This is a genomic window from Actinoplanes sp. NPDC089786 (assembly GCF_040684855.1).
In the GTDB taxonomy this organism is placed as follows: Bacteria; Actinomycetota; Actinomycetes; order Mycobacteriales; family Micromonosporaceae; genus Actinoplanes.
This window is the reverse complement of record NZ_JBFBGU010000004.1, coordinates 312,694-330,829: the sequence shown is the minus strand read 5'-3', so window position 1 is coordinate 330,829 and position 18,136 is coordinate 312,694. Positions and strand designations below refer to the sequence as shown.

The 18,136-nt window shown below is 71.8% G+C and carries 19 protein-coding genes; 9 read left to right on the top strand and 10 right to left on the bottom strand.

The genetic code is table 11. The features are described from left to right. Positions 1-2: 2 nt before the first annotated feature. From AB0O15_RS17910 to AB0O15_RS17895, 4 genes are all read right to left on the bottom strand, one after another. Entirely contained in the window at positions 3-665 is a 663-nt protein-coding gene (locus AB0O15_RS17910; RefSeq protein ID WP_364319591.1) for a DUF2182 domain-containing protein, read from the bottom strand. Positions 666-733: 68 nt separating this feature from the next. After that, a complete protein-coding gene (locus AB0O15_RS17905) occupies positions 734-1,393 on the bottom strand; it encodes a DUF1326 domain-containing protein (protein ID WP_364319589.1) in 660 nt (219 codons plus the stop codon). 13 nt (positions 1,394-1,406) lie between these two features. Next, the gene (locus tag AB0O15_RS17900) at positions 1,407-3,104 is read right to left on the bottom strand and encodes a hypothetical protein (RefSeq protein ID WP_364319587.1); all 1,698 of its coding nucleotides are present in this window, start codon (positions 3,102-3,104) and stop codon (positions 1,407-1,409) included. An 86-nt stretch (positions 3,105-3,190) separates the two neighbouring features. Next, positions 3,191-3,472, bottom strand: coding sequence for an STAS domain-containing protein (locus AB0O15_RS17895; RefSeq protein ID WP_364319585.1), 282 nt, complete (start codon positions 3,470-3,472; stop codon positions 3,191-3,193). Positions 3,473-3,742: 270 nt separating this feature from the next. Here AB0O15_RS17895 and AB0O15_RS17890 point away from each other — a divergent pair, with 270 nt between their 5' ends. The 7 genes from AB0O15_RS17890 (at position 3,743) to AB0O15_RS17860 (ending at position 10,464) form a co-directional block, all read left to right on the top strand. Further along, on the top strand, positions 3,743-5,602 hold the full coding sequence (locus AB0O15_RS17890; RefSeq protein WP_364319583.1) for an adenylyl cyclase: 1,860 nt from the start codon (positions 3,743-3,745) through the stop codon (positions 5,600-5,602). Positions 5,603-5,689: 87 nt separating this feature from the next. Beyond that, a complete protein-coding gene (locus AB0O15_RS17885) occupies positions 5,690-6,205 on the top strand; it encodes a sigma-70 family RNA polymerase sigma factor (RefSeq protein WP_364319581.1) in 516 nt (171 codons plus the stop codon). After that, entirely contained in the window at positions 6,189-7,364 is a 1,176-nt protein-coding gene (locus AB0O15_RS17880; RefSeq protein WP_364319579.1) for a hypothetical protein, read from the top strand. Before AB0O15_RS17885 ends, AB0O15_RS17880 begins: the two co-directional genes overlap by 17 nt. Then, a complete protein-coding gene (locus tag AB0O15_RS17875) occupies positions 7,361-8,305 on the top strand; it encodes an ABC transporter ATP-binding protein (protein ID WP_364319577.1) in 945 nt (314 codons plus the stop codon). Before AB0O15_RS17880 ends, AB0O15_RS17875 begins: the two co-directional genes overlap by 4 nt. After that, a complete protein-coding gene (locus tag AB0O15_RS17870) occupies positions 8,302-9,147 on the top strand; it encodes an ABC transporter permease (RefSeq protein ID WP_364319575.1) in 846 nt (281 codons plus the stop codon). The genes AB0O15_RS17875 and AB0O15_RS17870 overlap by 4 nt, the downstream gene beginning before the upstream one ends. A 9-nt stretch (positions 9,148-9,156) precedes the next feature. Beyond that, entirely contained in the window at positions 9,157-9,483 is a 327-nt protein-coding gene (locus AB0O15_RS17865) for a hypothetical protein (protein ID WP_364319574.1), read from the top strand. A gap of 264 nt (positions 9,484-9,747) precedes the next feature. Beyond that, positions 9,748-10,464, top strand: coding sequence for a sulfotransferase domain-containing protein (locus AB0O15_RS17860; RefSeq protein ID WP_364319572.1), 717 nt, complete (start codon positions 9,748-9,750; stop codon positions 10,462-10,464). Positions 10,465-10,718: 254 nt separating this feature from the next. Here AB0O15_RS17860 and AB0O15_RS17855 read toward each other — a convergent pair whose 3' ends face one another. From AB0O15_RS17855 to AB0O15_RS17845, 3 genes are all read right to left on the bottom strand, one after another. After that, entirely contained in the window at positions 10,719-11,126 is a 408-nt protein-coding gene (locus tag AB0O15_RS17855; RefSeq protein ID WP_364319570.1) for a cysteine/serine endopeptidase inhibitor, read from the bottom strand. Between the two features lie 20 nt (positions 11,127-11,146). Further along, on the bottom strand, positions 11,147-11,902 hold the full coding sequence (locus tag AB0O15_RS17850) for a thaumatin family protein (RefSeq protein ID WP_364319568.1): 756 nt from the start codon (positions 11,900-11,902) through the stop codon (positions 11,147-11,149). A gap of 223 nt (positions 11,903-12,125) precedes the next feature. Then, positions 12,126-13,010 carry a DMT family transporter gene (locus AB0O15_RS17845; RefSeq protein WP_364319566.1) on the bottom strand — a complete coding sequence of 295 codons (885 nt, stop codon included), beginning with the start codon at positions 13,008-13,010 and terminating at the stop codon, positions 12,126-12,128. On the opposite strand from AB0O15_RS17845, the gene AB0O15_RS17840 reads away from it, so the two are divergent. Both AB0O15_RS17840 and AB0O15_RS17835 read left to right on the top strand, forming a co-directional pair. Continuing rightward, complete coding sequence (locus AB0O15_RS17840; RefSeq protein ID WP_364319564.1) at positions 13,009-14,412, top strand: PLP-dependent aminotransferase family protein; 1,404 nt, start codon at positions 13,009-13,011, stop codon at positions 14,410-14,412. The two genes, AB0O15_RS17845 and AB0O15_RS17840, sit on opposite strands and share 2 nt — an antisense overlap. Positions 14,413-14,445: 33 nt before the next feature. Beyond that, positions 14,446-15,414 carry an acetylxylan esterase gene (locus tag AB0O15_RS17835; RefSeq protein WP_364319563.1) on the top strand — a complete coding sequence of 323 codons (969 nt, stop codon included), beginning with the start codon at positions 14,446-14,448 and terminating at the stop codon, positions 15,412-15,414. Here the strand turns inward: AB0O15_RS17835 and AB0O15_RS17830 are convergent. Genes AB0O15_RS17830 through AB0O15_RS17820 form a run of 3 tightly spaced genes read right to left on the bottom strand, consistent with a single transcriptional unit; the run spans position 15,381 to position 18,124 of the window. Next, positions 15,381-16,253, bottom strand: coding sequence for a PPK2 family polyphosphate kinase (locus AB0O15_RS17830; protein ID WP_364319562.1), 873 nt, complete (start codon positions 16,251-16,253; stop codon positions 15,381-15,383). The two genes, AB0O15_RS17835 and AB0O15_RS17830, sit on opposite strands and share 34 nt — an antisense overlap. 17 nt (positions 16,254-16,270) lie before the next feature. Then, on the bottom strand, positions 16,271-17,101 hold the full coding sequence (locus AB0O15_RS17825; RefSeq protein ID WP_364319561.1) for an aminoglycoside phosphotransferase family protein: 831 nt from the start codon (positions 17,099-17,101) through the stop codon (positions 16,271-16,273). A 27-nt stretch (positions 17,102-17,128) separates the two neighbouring features. After that, positions 17,129-18,124: an NAD(P)-dependent alcohol dehydrogenase gene (locus AB0O15_RS17820; RefSeq protein WP_364319559.1), complete on the bottom strand. Its 996-nt coding sequence runs from the start codon at positions 18,122-18,124 to the stop codon at positions 17,129-17,131. Positions 18,125-18,136: the final 12 nt, after the last annotated feature.

Sequence of the window (18,136 nt, the reverse complement as noted above, 5' to 3'; positions counted from 1 at the left end):
TCCTAGGTGAAGAGGGCGTCCACGCCGAGCAGCAGCGAGACGCCGAGGATGAGGGCGGCCGCGCCCACCGGGCGGACCAGGGCGCGGCCCCACCGGGTGAGTCGTTCGGCGGCCATCAGAAGAGTGAGTACGGCCATCGCCCCGAGGCCGGCCGCGCCGGTGAGCAGCCCGACCGCCATCAGCGCCCAGCAGCAGCCGATGCACGACGCCGCGTAGACGACCGCGATCGCCGCGCTGCCTCTCAGGGGTTCGCCACGCCAGTGGGTCATGGCGATCCCGCGCGGCGTCCGGCAGGCGGTCAGGCAGGCGTCCTTCCACGGCGTGAACTGCCACGCCCCGGCCAGCACCAGCCCCGCCCCGAGCAGCGTCTGCTCATGCGGCAGCCGGAAGACGAGGGCGCCGAGCAGGTCGGTGCCGGCCGTGAGGACGATCCCGGTCACACCCCAGGCCGCGACAAAGATCAAGATCGCGATCCCGGTGTACGCCGCGGAGGACGTGAGCCCGAGGACGACGCGGAACAGCGGCAACGCCGGCGGCAGCATCATCGCCACCACCATGATCAGCCAGCCGCCGAGCGACGTGTGCCCGTGGTGATGGCCGCCGGGCTGACCGAGCGTCATCGCCACCCAGGCCACCACGCCCAGAGTGACGACGACACCGGTCACCCGATCCCAGCGTGGTGCGTATAGGTGCGCAGAGCTGCTCTGCGCACCTATAGGCAACAGTGGACGGGTCATCGCCGTGAACGGGGCGGGAGCGGGTCCGCGTACCGGAACCGCCCTCGCATCGCGGAGCGCCCGGCCACGTCCAGATACCCGCCCGCGAGCGCCGGCACCCGCACGGCCAGCCGCTCGGTGCGGTGCGCCGCGACCCCGTCGTCGCCGGCCACGCTGAGCTCCCGGTCCAGGGCGGTGTGCCGCAGGGTGAGCGGCTCGTCCTCGTCGAGCAGCACGTGCGGGGCGCCGGTCGCCTCGATCGGTCCGGCCCCGGGCACGCCGACCACCAGGTGCCAGCCGGCCTCGTCCGCGGTCATCTCGATCGGCGCCGCCAGCCGCTGCACGACCACCCCGCTGACCGCGGCCAGCTCGCCCAGCGGACCGGCCAGCTCCCCGGCGAACGCCGCGCCGAGCAGCTCGAACTGCCGGTCGTCGGCGTTCTCGTCGATGAAGATCGCGGTCGCCGTGGCGCCGGCCCGCCGCTCGCCGGCGTGGGTGGAGACGCTGACCACGGTGAGCTTGCCGACGTCCACGCCGTCGATGGCCGAGCCCTCGTCCAGCCGCCAGGCGAACAGCCCGGTGCAGTGGTCCTCCTCGGGCGCGTCGTCCAGCCAGCACGGGCAGACCAGGGTGCAGTCGCAGGCCTCGGTGAAGACGCCGGTCAGGAGATATCCCATCGTCGTGCCCCTCTCAGCGCCGGACGGTGACGGTCGTGGTGGCCGAGCCACCGCGGCTGGACGTGATCGCGATCGTGGCGCCGTTGGCCGGGATGATGTCCGTCTCGCCGGGGATGACCGTGCGCCGGACGTCCCAGCCGAGCGTGGCGTCCACCGCCGCGGTGCCGATCTCGACGCCGCCGAGGCTGACCGTGACCCGGTCGGGCAGCGGCCCGGTCGCGGTGCCGTCGACCCGCCAGCGTCCCGAGTCGGTGCGGAACTCGGCCCGGCCCACGGTGAGCGTGTCCACCGTCGGGGTCGGCGCGGTCACCACGATCACGACCGTGTCGGTCTCGGTGCCGTTCACCGTGACGGCGAACTCCAGCGAGCCGGCCGCCGGGGCGGTGAACGTCGTGCGTACCGAGGTGGGGTCGGACAGGGTGACCGGCGTGCCGGCGGTCTGCGTCCAGGTGAAGCTGGTCGCCGGGCCGGTGCTGGCGCTCGCGTCCAGGGCGACCAGGTCGCCGGTGACCACCGCGCGGTTGGGGCCGGCGTCCGCGGCGAGCGGGTCGGCCTCGGCGGCGGGGCCGGCGACGAGCACGTGCCGGGTGTGCGAGCCGCCGTGCGACGAGGTGACCTCGACCGTCGCGGGTGGCGCCTCGACGAACTCGAACGACGCCTTGCCGGCGGGCAGGTCGCCGAAGCCGGTGACGGTCAGCGTGGTCGGGCCGTCCACATCGGAGGACGCGGCCTCGACGGTGAGGCGGCGGGCCGTGGTGTCGTAGTCGGCGACGAGCACGGTCACCGCGTCGACCAGCGGCACGGTGACCGTGGTGGGCGGCTGGTCGGTGGTGTTGACCAGGTCGATCGTGGCGGGTGCGGCGGCGCCGAGCTCCGCGCGTACGTGATAGAGCGGGCCGGCGTCCCGCAGCGTGGCCCCAGCGGCCCGCAGCGTCTGATCCGGCTCGGAGACCGCGAAGACGTCCGCCACCATCGAGCCGGAGGTCCGCGTGTAGACCGCGCGGGTGACCTCGGCGCCGGCCACCGTGGCCAGCCGCCCCTGCAGCGAGAACAGGTTCGTGGAGACCTCGTCGACGGCCGGCCCGCCCGCGCCCGGACCCTGGATCCGCACGAAGTTGGTGCCGAACGGGCTGCCGGTGATCGTGTGGTCGACGCCGCCGATGCCGAGGTAGCCGTCCGGGGCGTCGGCGTCCCAGCTCAGGAACGGTGCGACCTCGCCGTCCCGCACCACGTCGTCGAACCGGAGCGCGGCGGCGCCGATGTCCTCGGTGACGAAGACCCGCCCGTTCTCGTCGGCGATCAACGGATCGGTCTCGCCGTACGGGTGGGTGAAGACGTACGCCGCGCCGGGGACGCCGTTGTCGATGCGGACCCGGATGCGCGCGAACACCTGCTGCTGACCGTCCTGCGGGACCTCCAGCGCGAACGCCGCCTCCAGGGCCAGGACCACCCGCGCGCGACCGGGCCGGGGCCCGCCGCCGATCGGCAGCTCGGCCTCGGCCAGGAAGTAGAAGGCCTCGTCCGGGAAGTTCCCGGGAAAGCTCACCGGCGCGGCCGGGTCGGGCAGTTCGCCGATGGCCGGGGTGTTCGGGTCGGCCGGGTCGAAGGCCAGTTCGAGCCGGACCCCGTTCGCGTCCTTGTACCAGCGTGGGAAGCCGTTGTCCGGATTTATCGGACCACGGACGGCCAGCCGGTCGTTGTTGCGAATCATGCGGTGTTCCCCTCCCGTGGGCATGAAACGTCGTACGGGTAGGGAGGGGAACGACCCCGTGCAAATACGAGACGTGCAGTGTCAGATCACGGACTGTGATGATGGTCGTCGATGAGATCGAGCAGTCCGGCCACGTCCATGACCCGATGGACGACGCCGGTGGCGCCGACGATCCGGAACGGTTTGCCGGCCTCCCGGGCGGCGTTGACCCCGACAATGACGGCCCCGAGGGCCTCGGAGTCGATGAACGTCGTGTCCGTGAGGTCCAGGACCACCTGGTCGGTGGCCGGGTCTCCCGCTACGTTCAGTAGCGCGCGCGTCAACTCGTCCCGGGCGGCCAGATCGAACTCGCCGGCGAGCGCGAGCACCGGCGGATCTGCACTGAGAGTGTATGGATCTTCCACGGGACATTTGTAACAGGACAACTATCGAATCAACCTCCCGGTACCGGTTCCGGCTGCCCGAACATCCGCGTGACGCTGCCGCTTCGGGCAACCGGGTTCCGGAACCGCGGCGAGTTGTCCGGGCTCGGCCGGATTGCCGTGTTCCCCCGCTTGACGAAGAAGTCTGTCTATCGCTTGCTTGGGACCTAGTCATTGCCAGCGCGTTAATTCACGTTGACTCGAAAAGGGGACCGCATGATCACACGCCGGCGTCTCGGCCGGATCGTCACCGTCTGTGCCGCTCTCACCGGGCTGGTCCTGACCTCCGCCGCCTCGGCCGGGGCTCAGCCCGTCACGCATACTCCGTCGGCCTCGCATCCGGCCCCGGCCGGCTTCGGACCGAACGTCACCGTCTTCGACCCGAGCACGCCGGTCGGCGAGATCCAAGCCGTCCTCGACGCGACCTACGCTCAGCAGGTCGGCAACGAGATGGGTACGCAGCGGTACGCGTACTACTTCAAGCCGGGCGTCTACGGCACCGCCGACCAGCCACTGCAGATCAAGGTCGGCTACTACACCGAGATCTCCGGCCTCGGCGCCAACCCGGGCGACGTGACCATCAACGGCAAGGTCGAGGTCTACAACCGCTGCCTCACCGCGGACAACTGCCTCGCGCTGGTCAACTTCTGGCGCACCGTGTCCAACCTGACCATCAACGTGAACGCCAAGGGCCAGGACGGCTGCCGCTCGTCGGCCAACTTCTGGGCCGTGTCGCAGGCCGTCTCGATGCGCCGGGTCCAGGTCACCGGGGGCAACCTGTCGCTGATGGACTACTGCACGGCCGGGCCGCAGTACGCCTCCGGCGGCTTCATCGCCGACTCCAAGCTGCCGGACGTCACCAACGGCTCGCAGCAGCAGTGGCTGACCCGCAACAGCCAGGTCGCCGGCTGGTCGAACGGCGTGTGGAACCAGGTCTTCGCCGGGGTCGAGGGCGCGCCGTCCGAGGCGGGCTTCCCCGCCCCGCCGTACACCACCCTGGAGAAGACGCCGGTCAGCCGGGAGAAGCCGTACCTGTTCGTGGATGCTCGGGGAAGCTACGCCGTCCGCGTCCCCGCGGTCCAGCGCAACACCAGCGGCATCTCCTGGTCCGCCGATGTCGGTCGTGGCCGCACCATCCCGTTGAGCGACTTCTACGTCGCGAAGCCGGGCGACGCCGTCGCGAAGATCAACTCGATGCTGGCCCGGGGCAAGAACCTCCTGCTGACCCCCGGGGTGTACGACATCCCGCGCAGCATCGAGATCAAACGCCCCGGCACCGTGGTGCTCGGCCAGGGACACGCCACGCTCACCGCCGTCAACGGCTCGACGCCGCTGAAGATCGCCGACGTACCCGGCGTGGTCGTCGCCGGTGTCACCGTCGACGCCGGGCTGACGAAGTCCAAGGTGCTCGTCCAGGTCGGCCGCCCCGGTCAGGACGCGTGGGGACGCAACTCCGACCCCACCACCCTGAGCGACCTGTACTTCCGGGTCGGCGGGCCGCACATCGGCAAGACTGCCACGGCCCTCGAGGTCAACGCCGACGACGTGCTGATCGACCACACCTGGGTGTGGCGGGCCGACCACGGCGTCGAGGGCTTCAGCGGCGACACCGAGCGCTGGCGGACCAACATCGGCACCACCGGCGTGATCGTCAACGGTGACCGGGTGACCGCCACCGGCCTGTTCGTCGAGCACTTCCAGAAGTACAACACCGTCTGGAACGGCAACAACGGCACCACCGTGCTCTACCAGAACGAGCTGCCGTACGACCCGCCGACGCAGCGGGACTGGATGAACGGCAAGGTCGAGGGCTACGCCGGCTACAAGGTCGGTGACCAGGTCCGCAACCACCACCTCTACGGCGCCGGCGTGTACGTCTTCAACCAGAACAACCCGGCCATCCACACCGAGAACGGCTTCGAGGTCCCGAACCGCCCGGGCGTCAAGCTGCACCACATCATGACCGTCAACCTCAGCGCCGGCGTCATCGACCACGTGGTCAACGGCGTAGGCGAGGCGGCCGACACGACCAAGGTCGGCCAGCCGGTCTACCTGCCGGATTACCCCCTGTCCTGACACCCTGTCCCCAGGAACAGGGGGCCCGGAGCCGCTTGGCTCCGGGCCCCCTGTCACATCCGCGCCGCCGGCGGTGCTTAGAGGGATGTGGAGCAGGATGTGATGGTGGCGGGCGTACGGCCCGACCTGGAGCAGGTGTTCCGGTCGGCCTATCCGCGCGTGGTCGCGGTCGCCGCCCGGGTGCTGGGCTCGCGGTACGAGGCCGAGGACGTCGCCCAGGAGGTGTTCCTGACCTTCGGGCGCTCGTCGGTGCCGGCCGCCGAGGCCGCCGGCTGGCTCTCGGTCGCCGCCGCGCACACCGCGCTCAACCACCTCCGCACCGGCCGCCGCCGCGCCTCCCGCGAGGCGATCTCCGGCACCGCGGAGGTCGCGCCCGACATCGCCGACGCGGTGGTCACCCTCGAAGAACGCCGACGGGTACGCGCGGCGCTCGCGACGCTGCCCCGCAAACAGGCCGTCGCCCTCGTGCTGCGACACAGCGGTCTCTCGTACGCCGAAGTCGCGGCCGCCCTCGATCTCTCACCGGGCAGCGTCGGCACCACCGTGCGCCGCGCCGAGTCCGCCCTACGCAAGGAGTTGAACCGTCATGCGCCATCCGACTGACGGCACGTTGCGCCGCCTCCTGGACGAGCCGGCCGGGGTGGCCGCCGCCGACCGCGCCCATGTCGCGGACTGCCGGACCTGCCTGTCCGCGCTGGCCGCGGCCCGTGAGGACGCGCTTCTGGTGGGTACGGCCCTGCAGACCTCCGCCTCCTCCGCTTCTTCGGCCTCCTCCGCTTCCTCGGACGTCGATGCCGGCTGGAGCCGGCTGTCCGATGCCCTCGCGGAGGAGGCCGGCGCCAAGGTGTTGCCTGTACGCGCTCAGAGCAACGGGGTGTTGCCTGTACGCGCTCAGAGCGTCGGGGTGTTGCCTATACGCGCTCAGAGCAAAGGGCGCGCGGAGCGGTGGCGGGCGGCGTTGCGGAGTCCGGTCATCGCGGTCGTCGGGGTGGCCGCGATCGTCACCGGGGCGAGCGCGGCGGCCGCCGGTGACTGGTTCCCGATCTTCCGGGCCGAGCGGGTCGCGCCGATCACCGTCGACCCGGCCGACCTGGGGAAACTGCCCGAGCTGGACGCGTACGGGGACGTCCGGTTCATCGAGCCGGCCGACGTCCGGAAGGTGCCGAACGCGGCGGCCGCGCGCGCGGCGACCGGGCTGACCGCTCCCCGGGTCGGTGAGCTGCCGCGCGGCGTGGTCGGTGAGCCGGGCTTCCTTGTGGTGAACCAGGTCAGCGCACAGTTCACGTTCGACGCCAGGAAAGCTGCCGCGGCGGCGGGGGGCACGGCACATCCGGCGCCGCCCGCGGGGCTGGACGGCAGCGAGTTCCGGATGACCGCCGGGCCGGGGCTGGCCCAGGTCTGGAACGAGGCGCGGGGTGTGCCCGCCCTGGTCGTCGCGCGGGTGGTGGCGCCGAAGGCGTACTCGACGGGGGTGCCTTTCGAAACCGCGCGGGACTATCTGTTGTCGCTGCCGGGGCTGCCGGCGACCGTGGCCAAGCAGTTGCGGGCGTTCACCGGGGACGGGACGACGCTGCCGATGATCGTGAACTCGGACGAGGAGGCGACCGCGTCCACCGACGTGCACGGTGTCCCGGCGACGCTGCTGACCGACCGGGGGAACGCGATGAACGGCGTGGTCTGGATCGAGGACGGGGTGATCAACGCGGTCGGTGGGTCGATCGGCGCCGACGAGGTCCTGTCGGTCGCCCGGGGACTGCGATGACCGGGTCCCTGGAGGCGGCGGCCCAGCTGGTCGCCGAGCTTCCGCCGGCGGCCGCGGTGTGGTGCTCGGGACTGCGGAAGCGGTACCGGAGGCAGATCGCCGTGGACGACGTGTCGTTCAGCGTGGACCGGGGCGAGGTGGTCGGGCTGCTCGGTCCGAACGGGGCCGGCAAGACCACCTGCATCAAGATGCTGCTCGGGCTGGTCCGGCCGGACGCCGGCGAGGTGCTGCTGCTCGGCCGGCCGGCGACCGAGCCGGCCGCCCGGACCCGGGTCGGCTACCTGCCCGAGCTGTTCCGCTACCAGCCCTGGCTGACCGCGGCCGAGGTGCTCGACCTGCACGTCAAGCTGTCCGGCGTCGCGGTGCCGGCGGGGGAGCGGCGGGAGACGCTGGGACTGGTCGGGCTGGCCGACCGGGCCGACGACCGGGTCGGCGCCTTCTCCAAGGGCATGCAGCAGCGGCTCGGGCTGGCCGTCGCGCTGGTCGCCCGGCCCGAGCTGGTGGTGCTCGACGAGCCGACCAGCGCGCTCGATCCGCTCGGCCGGGCCGACGTGCGCGACCTGCTGCTCGCCCTCCGGCAGCGGGACGTGGCGGTGCTGCTCAACTCGCACCTGATCGGCGAGGTGGAGCGGGTCTGCGACCGGGTGGTGATCCTCGACCGGGGCAAGGTCGCGGCGGCCGGCACGCTGGCCGAGCTGCTGGGCCGCACCGAGATCCGGCTGCGGCTCGCCTCCGTCCCGGACGCGGCCGAGGCCCGGATGGCGGCACTCGGGCCCGTGACGCGCGACGGCGACGCCTTCACGGTCGACGCCTCGCTCGAAGCCATTCCCGATCTGGTGGCCGACCTGGTCGGGCTCGGCGTGCGGGTGCACGCGGTCGAGCCGGGGCGGATCAGTCTCGAGGAGCGGCTGCTCGACATTCTCCGGGGGGATCAGGAATGACGCTGTCGACCGTACCCGTCATCGCGGGTCTGACCTTGAAAGAGGCCGCCCGGCGGAAGGTGCTGCGTTCGCTGGCCGTGCTGACCGTGGTGCTGCTGGCGTTGAGCGCGTGGGGGTTCTGGCGGCTCAGCCTCGAATTCGGGACGCTGACCAGCGGTGAGGCCAAGCTGGCGGCGTCGCAGGTGCTGAACCTGGTGATGTTCGGGCTGAGCCTGATCGCCGCGCTGGGCACCGCGTTCCTGGCCGGGCCGACCGTCTCCGGCGAGATCGAGTCCGGCGTGGCGCTGGCCATCATGACCCGGCCGGTACGCCGCTCGTCCGTGCTGGCCGGCAAGTGGCTGGGGCTGGTCGCCTTCGGCAGCGGCTACATCGTGATCACCGGCCTGGCCCAGTTCGTGATCGTGAAGGCGACGCTGGACTACTGGCCGCCGCACCCGATCACCGGCCTGCTGATGCTGGCCGGCCAGACCACCGTCCTGCTGACCCTGGGCCTGCTGCTGTCCACGGTGATCTCCCCGATGGCGTCCGGCATCGTGTCGGTGGGCCTGTTCGGCGCCACCTGGATCGCCGGGGTGGTCGGCCAGGTCGGCGACGAACTGGGCAACGCCGGCATGGCCCAGGTGGGCACGGTGTCCCGCATGATCCTGCCGACCGACGGCCTGTGGCGCGGCGCGATGAACGCCTTCCAGGACCCCGGCGCGGTGCAGTTCGCGGCCAGCTTCGGCGCGTCACCGTTCCTCAGCATGGTGCCCACGCCCCCGGCCTACGTCGGCTGGGCGGTGATCTGGGGCGCGCTGATCCTGGGGCTGGCGGCCCTCTCGTTCCAGCGCCGGGACCTATGATCGTCGCTCGTGGCCCACGAGATCTTCCGTATGCTCCCGTTCCCGTTCCCCGACCACCGTTTCCCACCCGAGCTGGGCGCCGTGGTGCAGCGAACCGTGCATGAGGGCAAACTGCCCGCCCTGAGCGTGATCCACAGCGCCGACAACTCCTGGATCGTCCTCGACGGCGTCAACGACCCCAACGTCGAGGGCGCCGTCCTGGTCGACGCCATGGTCCACCTGGTCGAGGCCGACCCGACCCTGGCCGACATGGCCCGCCTCGACGCCGGCAACCGCGCCGACCGCGACGAGGTCGGCGGCAAGTGGCAGGTCTTCCGCGACGCGCCGCTCCCGTAGGCCGCACGTCCACCGCCGCGTTCCAGATCCCGGCCAGAAGTCAATCCCTGCCCTCGACTCAGCAGATCCGCGCCTGCCCGGAGCCAGCACGACGCCCATGCCAGGTGGCAGCGCCAGATAGCTCAGGAATCTGGTCCCCGGCGTGCTCGACGTGAGTTGGGCTGAAGAAGCCGTCGTCCTCTCGCGGGATCGCATCGCGGCAGAAGAGGATGCCGGCGGCACATCGGCTCGCTCATGCGCTCTGCCGCTGGCTACGGTTCGGTGATGATTGTGTGGGTGGCGTCGTTTCCTCGTTCCGGCAACACCTTCCTGCGGATCGTCCTCCACAGGCTGTATGGCGTCAGAACCTCGACTGTCTATGACGTTGACGGTGTTGCCGAGCGCCTCGGGAAGGATTTGATCGGGTTCACCGATCGACCAGGAAGCCTTTCTGAGATGCGGGCGACCGACGAGCTGCATTTCGTCAAGACCCACCGGCAGCGTGATGCCGACGTCGACGAGGACGATCGGGCGATCTGCCTGGTGCGAGACGGCCGTGACGCCTTGGTCTCGTGGGCCCGCCAAGCGAGCGAGGAAGACCCGAACATCTACCGGGCCGAACTGCGGTCGAAGATTCTGCGAGTGAGCGCGGTCGGAACCGGAAGTTGGGGAACCAACGTTCTCAGCTGGCTGCGACCGTCGGCGCCGCATCGTGTCGTCCTGCGATACGAGGACCTGATTCGTGACCCGCATGCGGCGGTCGCTCCGATCATCGCCACGGTGGCCCCCGCGCTTGGTCTGCGGTCGGGGGCTGCCATTCCCTCTCTCGACGAGCTGAGGGGGCATGACGACCTGTTCTTCCGCCGAGGTCGCACCGGCAGCCATCAGGATGAGCTGCCCATCGAGTTGCACCAGCTGTTCTGGTCACGGGTCGACAACCAAACGGCGATGGACCTACTCGGCTACCCCAAGCCCGACGACGATGAAGCCTGGAAGCTCTGACCTGCGCGCGGATCGCGGCAGATCAGTACACCAGAATCTTGCGCTACGAAAGCCGCCGCCCGGACCTTCCGAGGACGAAGGGCGGGCGGTCCAGATGAGACCTGGTCCGAGCGGCTGGCACCAATGTGCCGACAACGGCCCATGGCATGCGTACCAGCGAAATGTTTGCCTGTCGGCCGGACTGCGGCCGCCGTCGGGCAGTTGCGCGAGGTGATCCGGCGGCGCGCCGAATCACCTCGCCACGGACGCGATCGTCAGCGGTTGACGAACTTCCATGTGATGCCGTTGATGACGCCCTGGTCGGTGTTGGCGAAGCGCTGAAACACCGGCTTGCTCAGGTCGAGGTGGGTCGAGTCGCAGGACGGGCACTTGTCCCGCACCGGAACCGTGACGGTGACGCCGTTGTACGTCACCTCGACGTTGTAGTTGCACACCGGGTCGTTGTTCGGGTTCGCTGTCGTCCACCAGGTGTACGAGACCGCGACGAGGTAGTCGGTCGCGGCGTTGATCTGCGTGCCGCAGGCCCCGTACCCGGCGTCGTCGTAGTAGGTCGCCTTGCCGGTGAAGGTCTGCCCGACCGGGATGGCGGCGTTGGCGGGGTTGCCGGTGAGCAGCACCAGGATCGCTGCGACGGCACCGACGACCAGACTGCGGCGCTTCATGTCCATTCGCTCCTTCAACATCAGGCGGTGCCGGGCGCGTAGTAGGTGATGGTGAAGCCGGTGCAGTTGGCGCACTGCCGGATCACCTGGTTGCCGGGGACGGAGTCGGCCTTCGACCACGAGTACGCGTACGGGCAGTGGCTGCCGAGCGCGTTGCTGTACGCGGTCTGCGCGTCGCGGTTCGGGTTGGTGCACAGCATGCGGGTGCTCGTGCCGGGGTAGTTGGTGACGTTCGCCGCCGGGCAGTACGGCAGCAGGTCGGTCGTGCAGCCCATCACCTGGCAGCTGCCGCCACCCGCCGGTGGCGCGGGCGCGTTGTTCGGCGCGATGGTCAGCGGCAGGGAGAAGGCGTTGACGTAGCTGACGTTGTACCAGGGGGCGAGCGAGTCGGCGGTGTCGAAGTTGAACTCCGCGAGGCCGGCCGGCTGTTCACCGACCGCACAGTGGTCGGCGTACACGCCGCAGTCGCCGACGAGGCAGTGGAAGGTGCTGCCGGACGTGCCGGAACAATACTGCCGCGCGACGAACTTGCCACGCCAGTGGTTCGGGAAGCTGTTCTCCGGGATGGTGACGGTCGCCGACTGCCCGTTGGCGAGAGTGGGCAGGCTGGTGAAGTTCACCGACTGGTCGGCGTTGACCTGGCTGCCGAGCCAAATGGTCTGACCCGACCGGTTCACGAACGTCACCGTGTGCGCGGCGGCGGCCGTGACGGAGGCGACGGCATGTGCGGGGTCCGCCGCCATGGCCAGCAGCAGCAACGCTGCCAACGTTGTCATCGTTCGCTTCATGGTTCTCCTCTCCGGCCCAAGATTCGGAGAGAGCGCTCTCTAGGCCAGCATTCTAAACCCATTGAGAGGCATTTATATAGATGTACGTCCATGGCAGTGCTCAGCTCAGCTGCCGGACGGCGCCGGCCACCTTCCGCACGCCCGAACGGGCGGGACTTGTCGCGCTTCCAGCCGGAGCGCTGCGTGAACAGCTGCGCCGCGTCGGCGCCCACTAGTCGCGGGCGCGCTGGGTGACGGCTACGCAGGACAGCACCAGGAGGGCGGCGGCGATGGCGGCGGGGGTGACCGGCTCGCCGAGCAGCAGGGCCGACCACGCCAGGGTGAGGACGGGCTGGATCAGCTGGAGCTGGCCGACCTTGGCGATGCCGCCCCGGGCCAGGCCGGCGTACCAGGCGAAGAAGGCCAGGAACATCGACACCACGGTCAGGTAGGCGAAGCCTGACCAGGCGGCGGCGCCGGCGTGGGGTGGGCGCAGCCACGCGGAGACGAGTGTCGCGGGGACGGTGGCCGGCAGCGCGATGATCAGAGCCCAGCCGATGGTGCGGGCGCCGCCCAGGTCGCGGGCCAGCGCGCCGCCCTCGGCGTACCCGAGCCCGCAGAGGATGACCGCGCACAGCAGGAAGAGGTCGGCGGCGCCCGGGCCACCGCGGACCTGGCCGCTCAGCGTCAGGAACGCGACCACCGCGGCCAGGCCGCCGAGCGCGGCCACCCAGAACCTCGGCCGTGGCCGCTCGCCGGCCCGCAGCACGGCGAACACGGCCGTCATCGCGGGCAGCACGGTGATCACCACGGCGCCGTGGGCCGACGTCTGCGTGGTCAGGGCCAGCGACGTGAACAGTGGGAACCCGACGACCACCCCGAGCGCGACGATGGTCAGGCGCCGCCATTGGCTGCGGGTGGGGCGGGGCGCGGCCACGATGGTCAGGTACGCCCAGGCGAGTAACGCCGCGCCCACAGCGCGGCCGAACGCCACGAACCACGGGTCGAGATCGTGCACGGCGACGCGGGTGGCGGGGAGGGACAGGCTGAACGCGAGCACGCCGATCGCGCCGGGTGTTATCGACTTCCGCGCGATAGCGCTACTCTGTGCCGTCATGGAGAACGGTAACGCAGCCGCCCGCGTTATCCAAGATCTGCGCGCCCGGGCGCTGGCGTCGCCGGCCGGCGCCCGGCTGCCGTCGGTGCGCGAGCTGACCGTGCGACACCAGGCGTCGCCGGTCACCGTGGCCGCGGCCGTCCGGCAACTCGTGGCGCAGGGCCTGGTCTCGGCCCGGCCGGGGCGTGGGCTCTACGTCGCCGAGACGTCGCCGGCCGCCGCGGCGCCCGATCTGTCCTGGCAGACCGTCACCCTGGGCGCGGGCCGCGCCGACGAGAACGCGCTCCAGGCGTTACTGGCCCTGCCGCCGGCCGGCGCCATCCCGCTCTCCGGCGGCTACCTCGACGAAGAATTGCAGCCGCTCGCCGCGCTGGGCGCCGCCCTGGCCCGGGCCGCCCGCCAGCCCGCGGCGTGGCAGCGTGGTCCCGCCGCCGGCCGGGCCGACCTGCGGGCCTGGTTCGCCCGGGAGGTCGGCGGCGGGCTGCACGCCGACGACATGGTGCTCGCCCCGGGTGGCCAGGCCGCCCTGTCGTCCGCCTTCCGCGCCCTGGCCTCGCCGGGGGACACGCTGCTGGTCGAGTCGCCCACCTACGTCGGCGCGCTGGCGGCGGCCCGGTCGACCGGCCTGCGCGTGGTGCCGGTGCCGGCCGACGCCGACGGGGTGCGGCCCGATCAGCTCGGCGCCGCTCTCGCCCGTACCCAGGCCAGGCTCTTCTACTGCCAGCCCCTGCACGCCAACCCGACCGGCGCGACGCTGTCGGCCGGCCGCCGGGCCGCGGTCCAGGCGGCGGTACGCGAGGCCGGCGCGTTCCTGATCGAGGACGACTACGCCCGCGACCTGACCATCGACGGCGAGGCGCCGCCACCGCTCGCCGCGTCGGACCCGGACGGCCACGTGGTGTACGTACGCTCGCTGACCAAGACCACCGCGCCGAGCCTGCGCATCGCTGCGATCGGCGCGCGCGGACCGGCCGCCCTGCGCCTGCGCAACGCCCGCCTCCTGGACGACCTGTTCGTGGCCGGCCCGCTGCAACAGGCGGCGCTCGAGCTGGTGACCAGCCCGGGCTGGGAACGGCATCGCCGGGCCTTGCGCACCGCCCTGCGTACACGTCGCGACGCCCTGCGCACGGCCCTCAACCGCCACCTGCCGTCACTGGCGCCGATGACCGTCCCGCGCGGCGGCCTGCACCTGTGGATGCGCCTGCCCGACCACACCGACGACACCGCCGTGGCCGCGGCGGCCGCCACCGGGGGCGTGGTCGTCTTCCCCGGCCGGCCCTGGTACGCGGCCGAGCCGCCCGCCCCGCACCTGCGCCTGACCTATGCGGCGGCCGCACCCTCCCAGATGGACGAGGCAGTCCGCCGCCTCTCCGGCGTGGTGCTCCAGGCGCCGGGGGCATGATGGTGGTGATCATGCCTCTGGAGGGAGCGTTTCATGCCGCTGTGGGATCTCAGCGCGGACGAGCTGGCGGGCTATGCGCCCGAGATCGCCGAGCCGGACGACTTCGACGAGTTCTGGGGCGGGACGCTGGGGGAGGCCCGGGGGTACGACCTGAGCCTGGAGCTGACAGCCGTCGACACCGGGCTGGTGCTGGTCGACGTGTACGACGTGACGTTCAGCGGGTTCGGGGGGCACCCGGTCAAGGGGTGGCTGACCCGGCCGCGCGGGCTGGACGGGCCGCTGCCGGCGGTGCTGACCTGCAACGGCTACGGGGGCGGGCGCGGGCTGGCGACCGGACATCTGGGCTGGGCCAGCGCCGGCTACGTGGAGCTGTTCCTGGACACCCGCGGGCAGGGGAGCGGCTGGGGTGACGGCGGGGACACGCCCGACCCGGTCGGCGCCGGGCCGGCACACCCGGGGTTCATGACGCGGGGCATCCTCGACCCGCGCGAGCACTACTACCGGCGGCTGTTCACCGACGCGGCCCGGGCCGTCGAGGCGCTGCGGGCGGTGGACGGCGTCGACCCGGCGCGGGTGGCGGTGGCCGGTGGCAGCCAGGGCGGGGCGATGGCGCTGGCGGTGGGCGGGCTCGTGCCGGACGTCGCCGCGGTGCTTCCCGACGTACCTTTCCTCTGCCATATCAAGCGCGGCGTCGAGATCACCGCGCGTGACCCCTACGCCGAGGTCTCCGCCTACCTGGCCGTCAACCGCGCGCACACCGAGCAGGCGTTCCACACCCTGTCGTACATCGACGCGGCCAACCACGCCAAGCGCGCGGTCGCCCGGGCCCGCTTCTCGGTGGCGCTGATGGACCAGACCTGCCCGCCCTCGACGGTCTACGCCGCCTACAACGCGTACGCCGGGCCGAAGGAGATCGACGTCTGGCCCTTCAACGACCACGAGGGCGGCGGCGGCCACCAGTGGCAGCGTCAGATCCCCTGGCTGAGCGCCCTGACCCGCTGACGTTCGGTCTCGACGTCGAAGTCCGCGGGCGGATAGCCCGGGTCGACGGCGGCCATCGCGTCCCGCAGCAGCGTGGCCACGGCCCAGTTGCGGTACCACTTGCGGTCGGCCGGCACCACGAACCACGGGTTGGCCTCGGTGCTGCACCGGGTCAGGGCCGCCTGGTACGCCTCCTGGTAGTCGTCCCAGCGGGCGCGCTCGTCGACGTCGCCCGGGTTGTACTTCCAGAACTTGGTGGGATCGTCGAGCCGGTCGAGCAGCCGCTGCCGCTGCTCCTCCGGCGAGATGTGCAGCATCACCTTGACCAGGGTCAGCCCGGCCTCGGCCTGCGCCGTCTCGAACGCGTTGATCTGCTCGTAGCGCTGCGACCACACGTCCTCGGGCACCAGGCCGTGCACCCGGACGACCAGCACGTCCTCGTACTGCGACCGGTTGAACACCCCCACGTGGCCGACCGCCGGCAGCGCCCGCTCGATCCGCCACAGGAAGTCGTGCTGCTTCTCCTCGTCGGTCGGCGGCCCGAAACTGACCGCCTCGACGCCGGTCGGATTCAGGCCCGCGAACACGCTGCGTACCGTGCCGTCCTTGCCGCCGCAGTCCATGGCCTGCAGCAGGAGCAGCACCCGCCGGTCGGTCCGCTCACTCTTCGCGCTGGCGAAGAGCTTCTCCTGGTACGCCGCGAGCTCGGTCCCGATCGACGAGACCGCCTCCCGGGCCCACGCCTTGGGGTCCTTACGCACGGCCTTGCTGTCGGGCAGTCCCGGCGTACCCCGGGGATCGACCTTGTCGAGCCGGAACGAGCCGGCCTCCACCGCGAGCAGCTCACGAAGCTGAGTCATCCTGCGGACGTTACCCCTCACCAGGCCGAACGCGCGCCGAGCCACTCGTCGGCCAGGGCCGCGGCGCGGGCGCGGATGTGGTCGTTGCCGGCCGGGGTGTTGTAGGCGGCGTACTGCGGCCACTGGAACACCAGGATGGCCAGTTCCTCGGCCAGCACCGCGCGGCCGAGCGTGGTCGCCCGGTCGAGGTTGATCGGCACCGTCACGCCGGCCGGGGTGGCCCGCACGTTCAGCAGGGCGTAGTCGGCGGACGGCCGGCCGATGCCCGCCATCTGCCAGTCGCAGAAGACCAGGGCGTCGCCGTCGACCGTGATGTTCTCGGTGTGGCAGTCGCCGTGGACGAAGGCGAGCGGCGGGCCGGCCAGGTCGGCGCGCAGCCGGCCGATGGCGGCGAAGATGTCGTCGAGCCGGGGCAGCGCCGGCGCCCAGAACGCCCGGACGGCCTTGAAGTCGAGGAAGGCCAGCGGGCCGGGGGTCTCCCAGCCCGGCCCCGAGGGCGGGGGCATGGCGTGCAGGGCGGCCAGGTCGCGCTCCAGCGCGGCCCACATCGCGGGCGTCCACCGGTCGACCGGCCGGGTCGGTCCGGCGTCTTCCAGGAGCAGCGCCACCCCGTCGCCGCCGGCGTCGAGGTGGTCGAGCAGCCGGGGCGTACGGACCGGGGCGGCCGGGGCCAGCGAACGGTAGAAGCGCAGCTCGCGGTCGGAGGTCCGGCTGATCTTCACGAAGGCCGGCGAACCGTCCACCATGGTCACGGGGTAGACGCCGGCGCCCGACCGGGATTCCAGCCGGCCGGCCGAGACCCGGGGCGCGAGCCGCCAGGCCCGCACCGCGTCGCCGATCGTGATCACGTGACGAGTCTAGAGGCGGGGCGAACCTCAGAACGTGATCACCACCTTCGCGCGGGCGTGCTCGGTCTCCAGGTAGCGGATGGCCTCCGGCACGTCCTTCAGCGGGTAGGTGCGGTCGACCACCGGGCGGATCAGCCCCTCCTCGGCCCAGTCGCGCAGCGTGTCGAGGACCGCGCGACCGCCCGGCGCCTGGAGCAGCACGATCCGGTGGGCCACGAAGCGCGCCGCGATCTGGGCCCGCACCAGCAGGCTCATCGGGCCGAGCACGCTGCCGCCCCGGGACACGCCGAACCCGCCCAGCACCAGCGTCCCGTCCGGGGTCAGCGCCCACCGCATGTCCCCGAGCGTCCGGTTGCCGACCAGGTCGAGCACGACGTCGTAGCGCGGGTGGCCCGCGGTGAAATCGGCCCGCGTGTAGTCGATCACCTCGTCGGCGCCGAGCGCCCGCACCATCTCCACGTTCCGCGTGCGGCACACCGCGGTCACCGTCGCGCCGAGCAGCTTGCCGATCTGCACGGCGAACGTTCCGACCCCGCCGGACGCGCCGTTGACCAGCAACCTCGTCCCCGGACCGACCCGGCCATGATCGCGTACGCCGACCAGCGCGGTGCACGCCGCCAGCGGCATGGCCGCCGACTGCTCGAAGGTGAGGTTGGCCGGCTTCCGGGCGACCAGCCGGGCGGGCGCCCGCACGTACTCGGCGAACCCGCCCTCGGCGGCGCCCAGGTCCCCGTACACCTCATCGCCGACGGCCAGATCGGTGACCTCCGCGCCGACCCGGGCCACGTCCCCGGCGAAGTCCCGCCCGCGAACCGGCTGCCGGGGACCGTGGAACAGCGTGTGCTCCGGCGCGAGGAGCCGGCCGACATACGGATCGCCGCGCATGGAGTGCCAGTCGGAGGCGTTGACCGAGGCCGCCGCCACCCGCACCAGCACCTCGTCGGCGCGGGGGACGGGCGGGTCGATCTCCGCGAGGCGCAGGACGTCGGGCGAGCCGTACCGATCTTGGATGATCGCCTTCACACCCCGACGCTA

Excerpts from the sequence above, each read along its gene's own strand:
- AB0O15_RS17905 (WP_364319589.1), bottom strand. The coding sequence starts at position 1,393 with ATGGGATATCTCCTGACCGGCGTCTTCACCGAGGCCTGCGACTGCACC.
- AB0O15_RS17900 (WP_364319587.1), bottom strand. The coding sequence starts at position 3,104 with ATGATTCGCAACAACGACCGGCTGGCCGTCCGTGGTCCGATAAATCCG.
- AB0O15_RS17890 (WP_364319583.1), top strand. The coding sequence starts at position 3,743 with ATGATCACACGCCGGCGTCTCGGCCGGATCGTCACCGTCTGTGCCGCT.
- AB0O15_RS17880 (WP_364319579.1), top strand. The coding sequence starts at position 6,189 with ATGCGCCATCCGACTGACGGCACGTTGCGCCGCCTCCTGGACGAGCCG.
- AB0O15_RS17875 (WP_364319577.1), top strand. The coding sequence starts at position 7,361 with ATGACCGGGTCCCTGGAGGCGGCGGCCCAGCTGGTCGCCGAGCTTCCG.
- AB0O15_RS17870 (WP_364319575.1), top strand. The coding sequence starts at position 8,302 with ATGACGCTGTCGACCGTACCCGTCATCGCGGGTCTGACCTTGAAAGAG.
- AB0O15_RS17860 (WP_364319572.1), top strand. The coding sequence starts at position 9,748 with ATGATTGTGTGGGTGGCGTCGTTTCCTCGTTCCGGCAACACCTTCCTG.
- AB0O15_RS17855 (WP_364319570.1), bottom strand. The coding sequence starts at position 11,126 with ATGAAGCGCCGCAGTCTGGTCGTCGGTGCCGTCGCAGCGATCCTGGTG.
- AB0O15_RS17850 (WP_364319568.1), bottom strand. The coding sequence starts at position 11,902 with ATGACAACGTTGGCAGCGTTGCTGCTGCTGGCCATGGCGGCGGACCCC.
- AB0O15_RS17840 (WP_364319564.1), top strand. The coding sequence starts at position 13,009 with ATGGAGAACGGTAACGCAGCCGCCCGCGTTATCCAAGATCTGCGCGCC.
- AB0O15_RS17845 (WP_364319566.1), bottom strand. The coding sequence starts at position 13,010 with ATGACGGCACAGAGTAGCGCTATCGCGCGGAAGTCGATAACACCCGGC.
- AB0O15_RS17835 (WP_364319563.1), top strand. The coding sequence starts at position 14,446 with ATGCCGCTGTGGGATCTCAGCGCGGACGAGCTGGCGGGCTATGCGCCC.
- AB0O15_RS17830 (WP_364319562.1), bottom strand. The coding sequence starts at position 16,253 with ATGACTCAGCTTCGTGAGCTGCTCGCGGTGGAGGCCGGCTCGTTCCGG.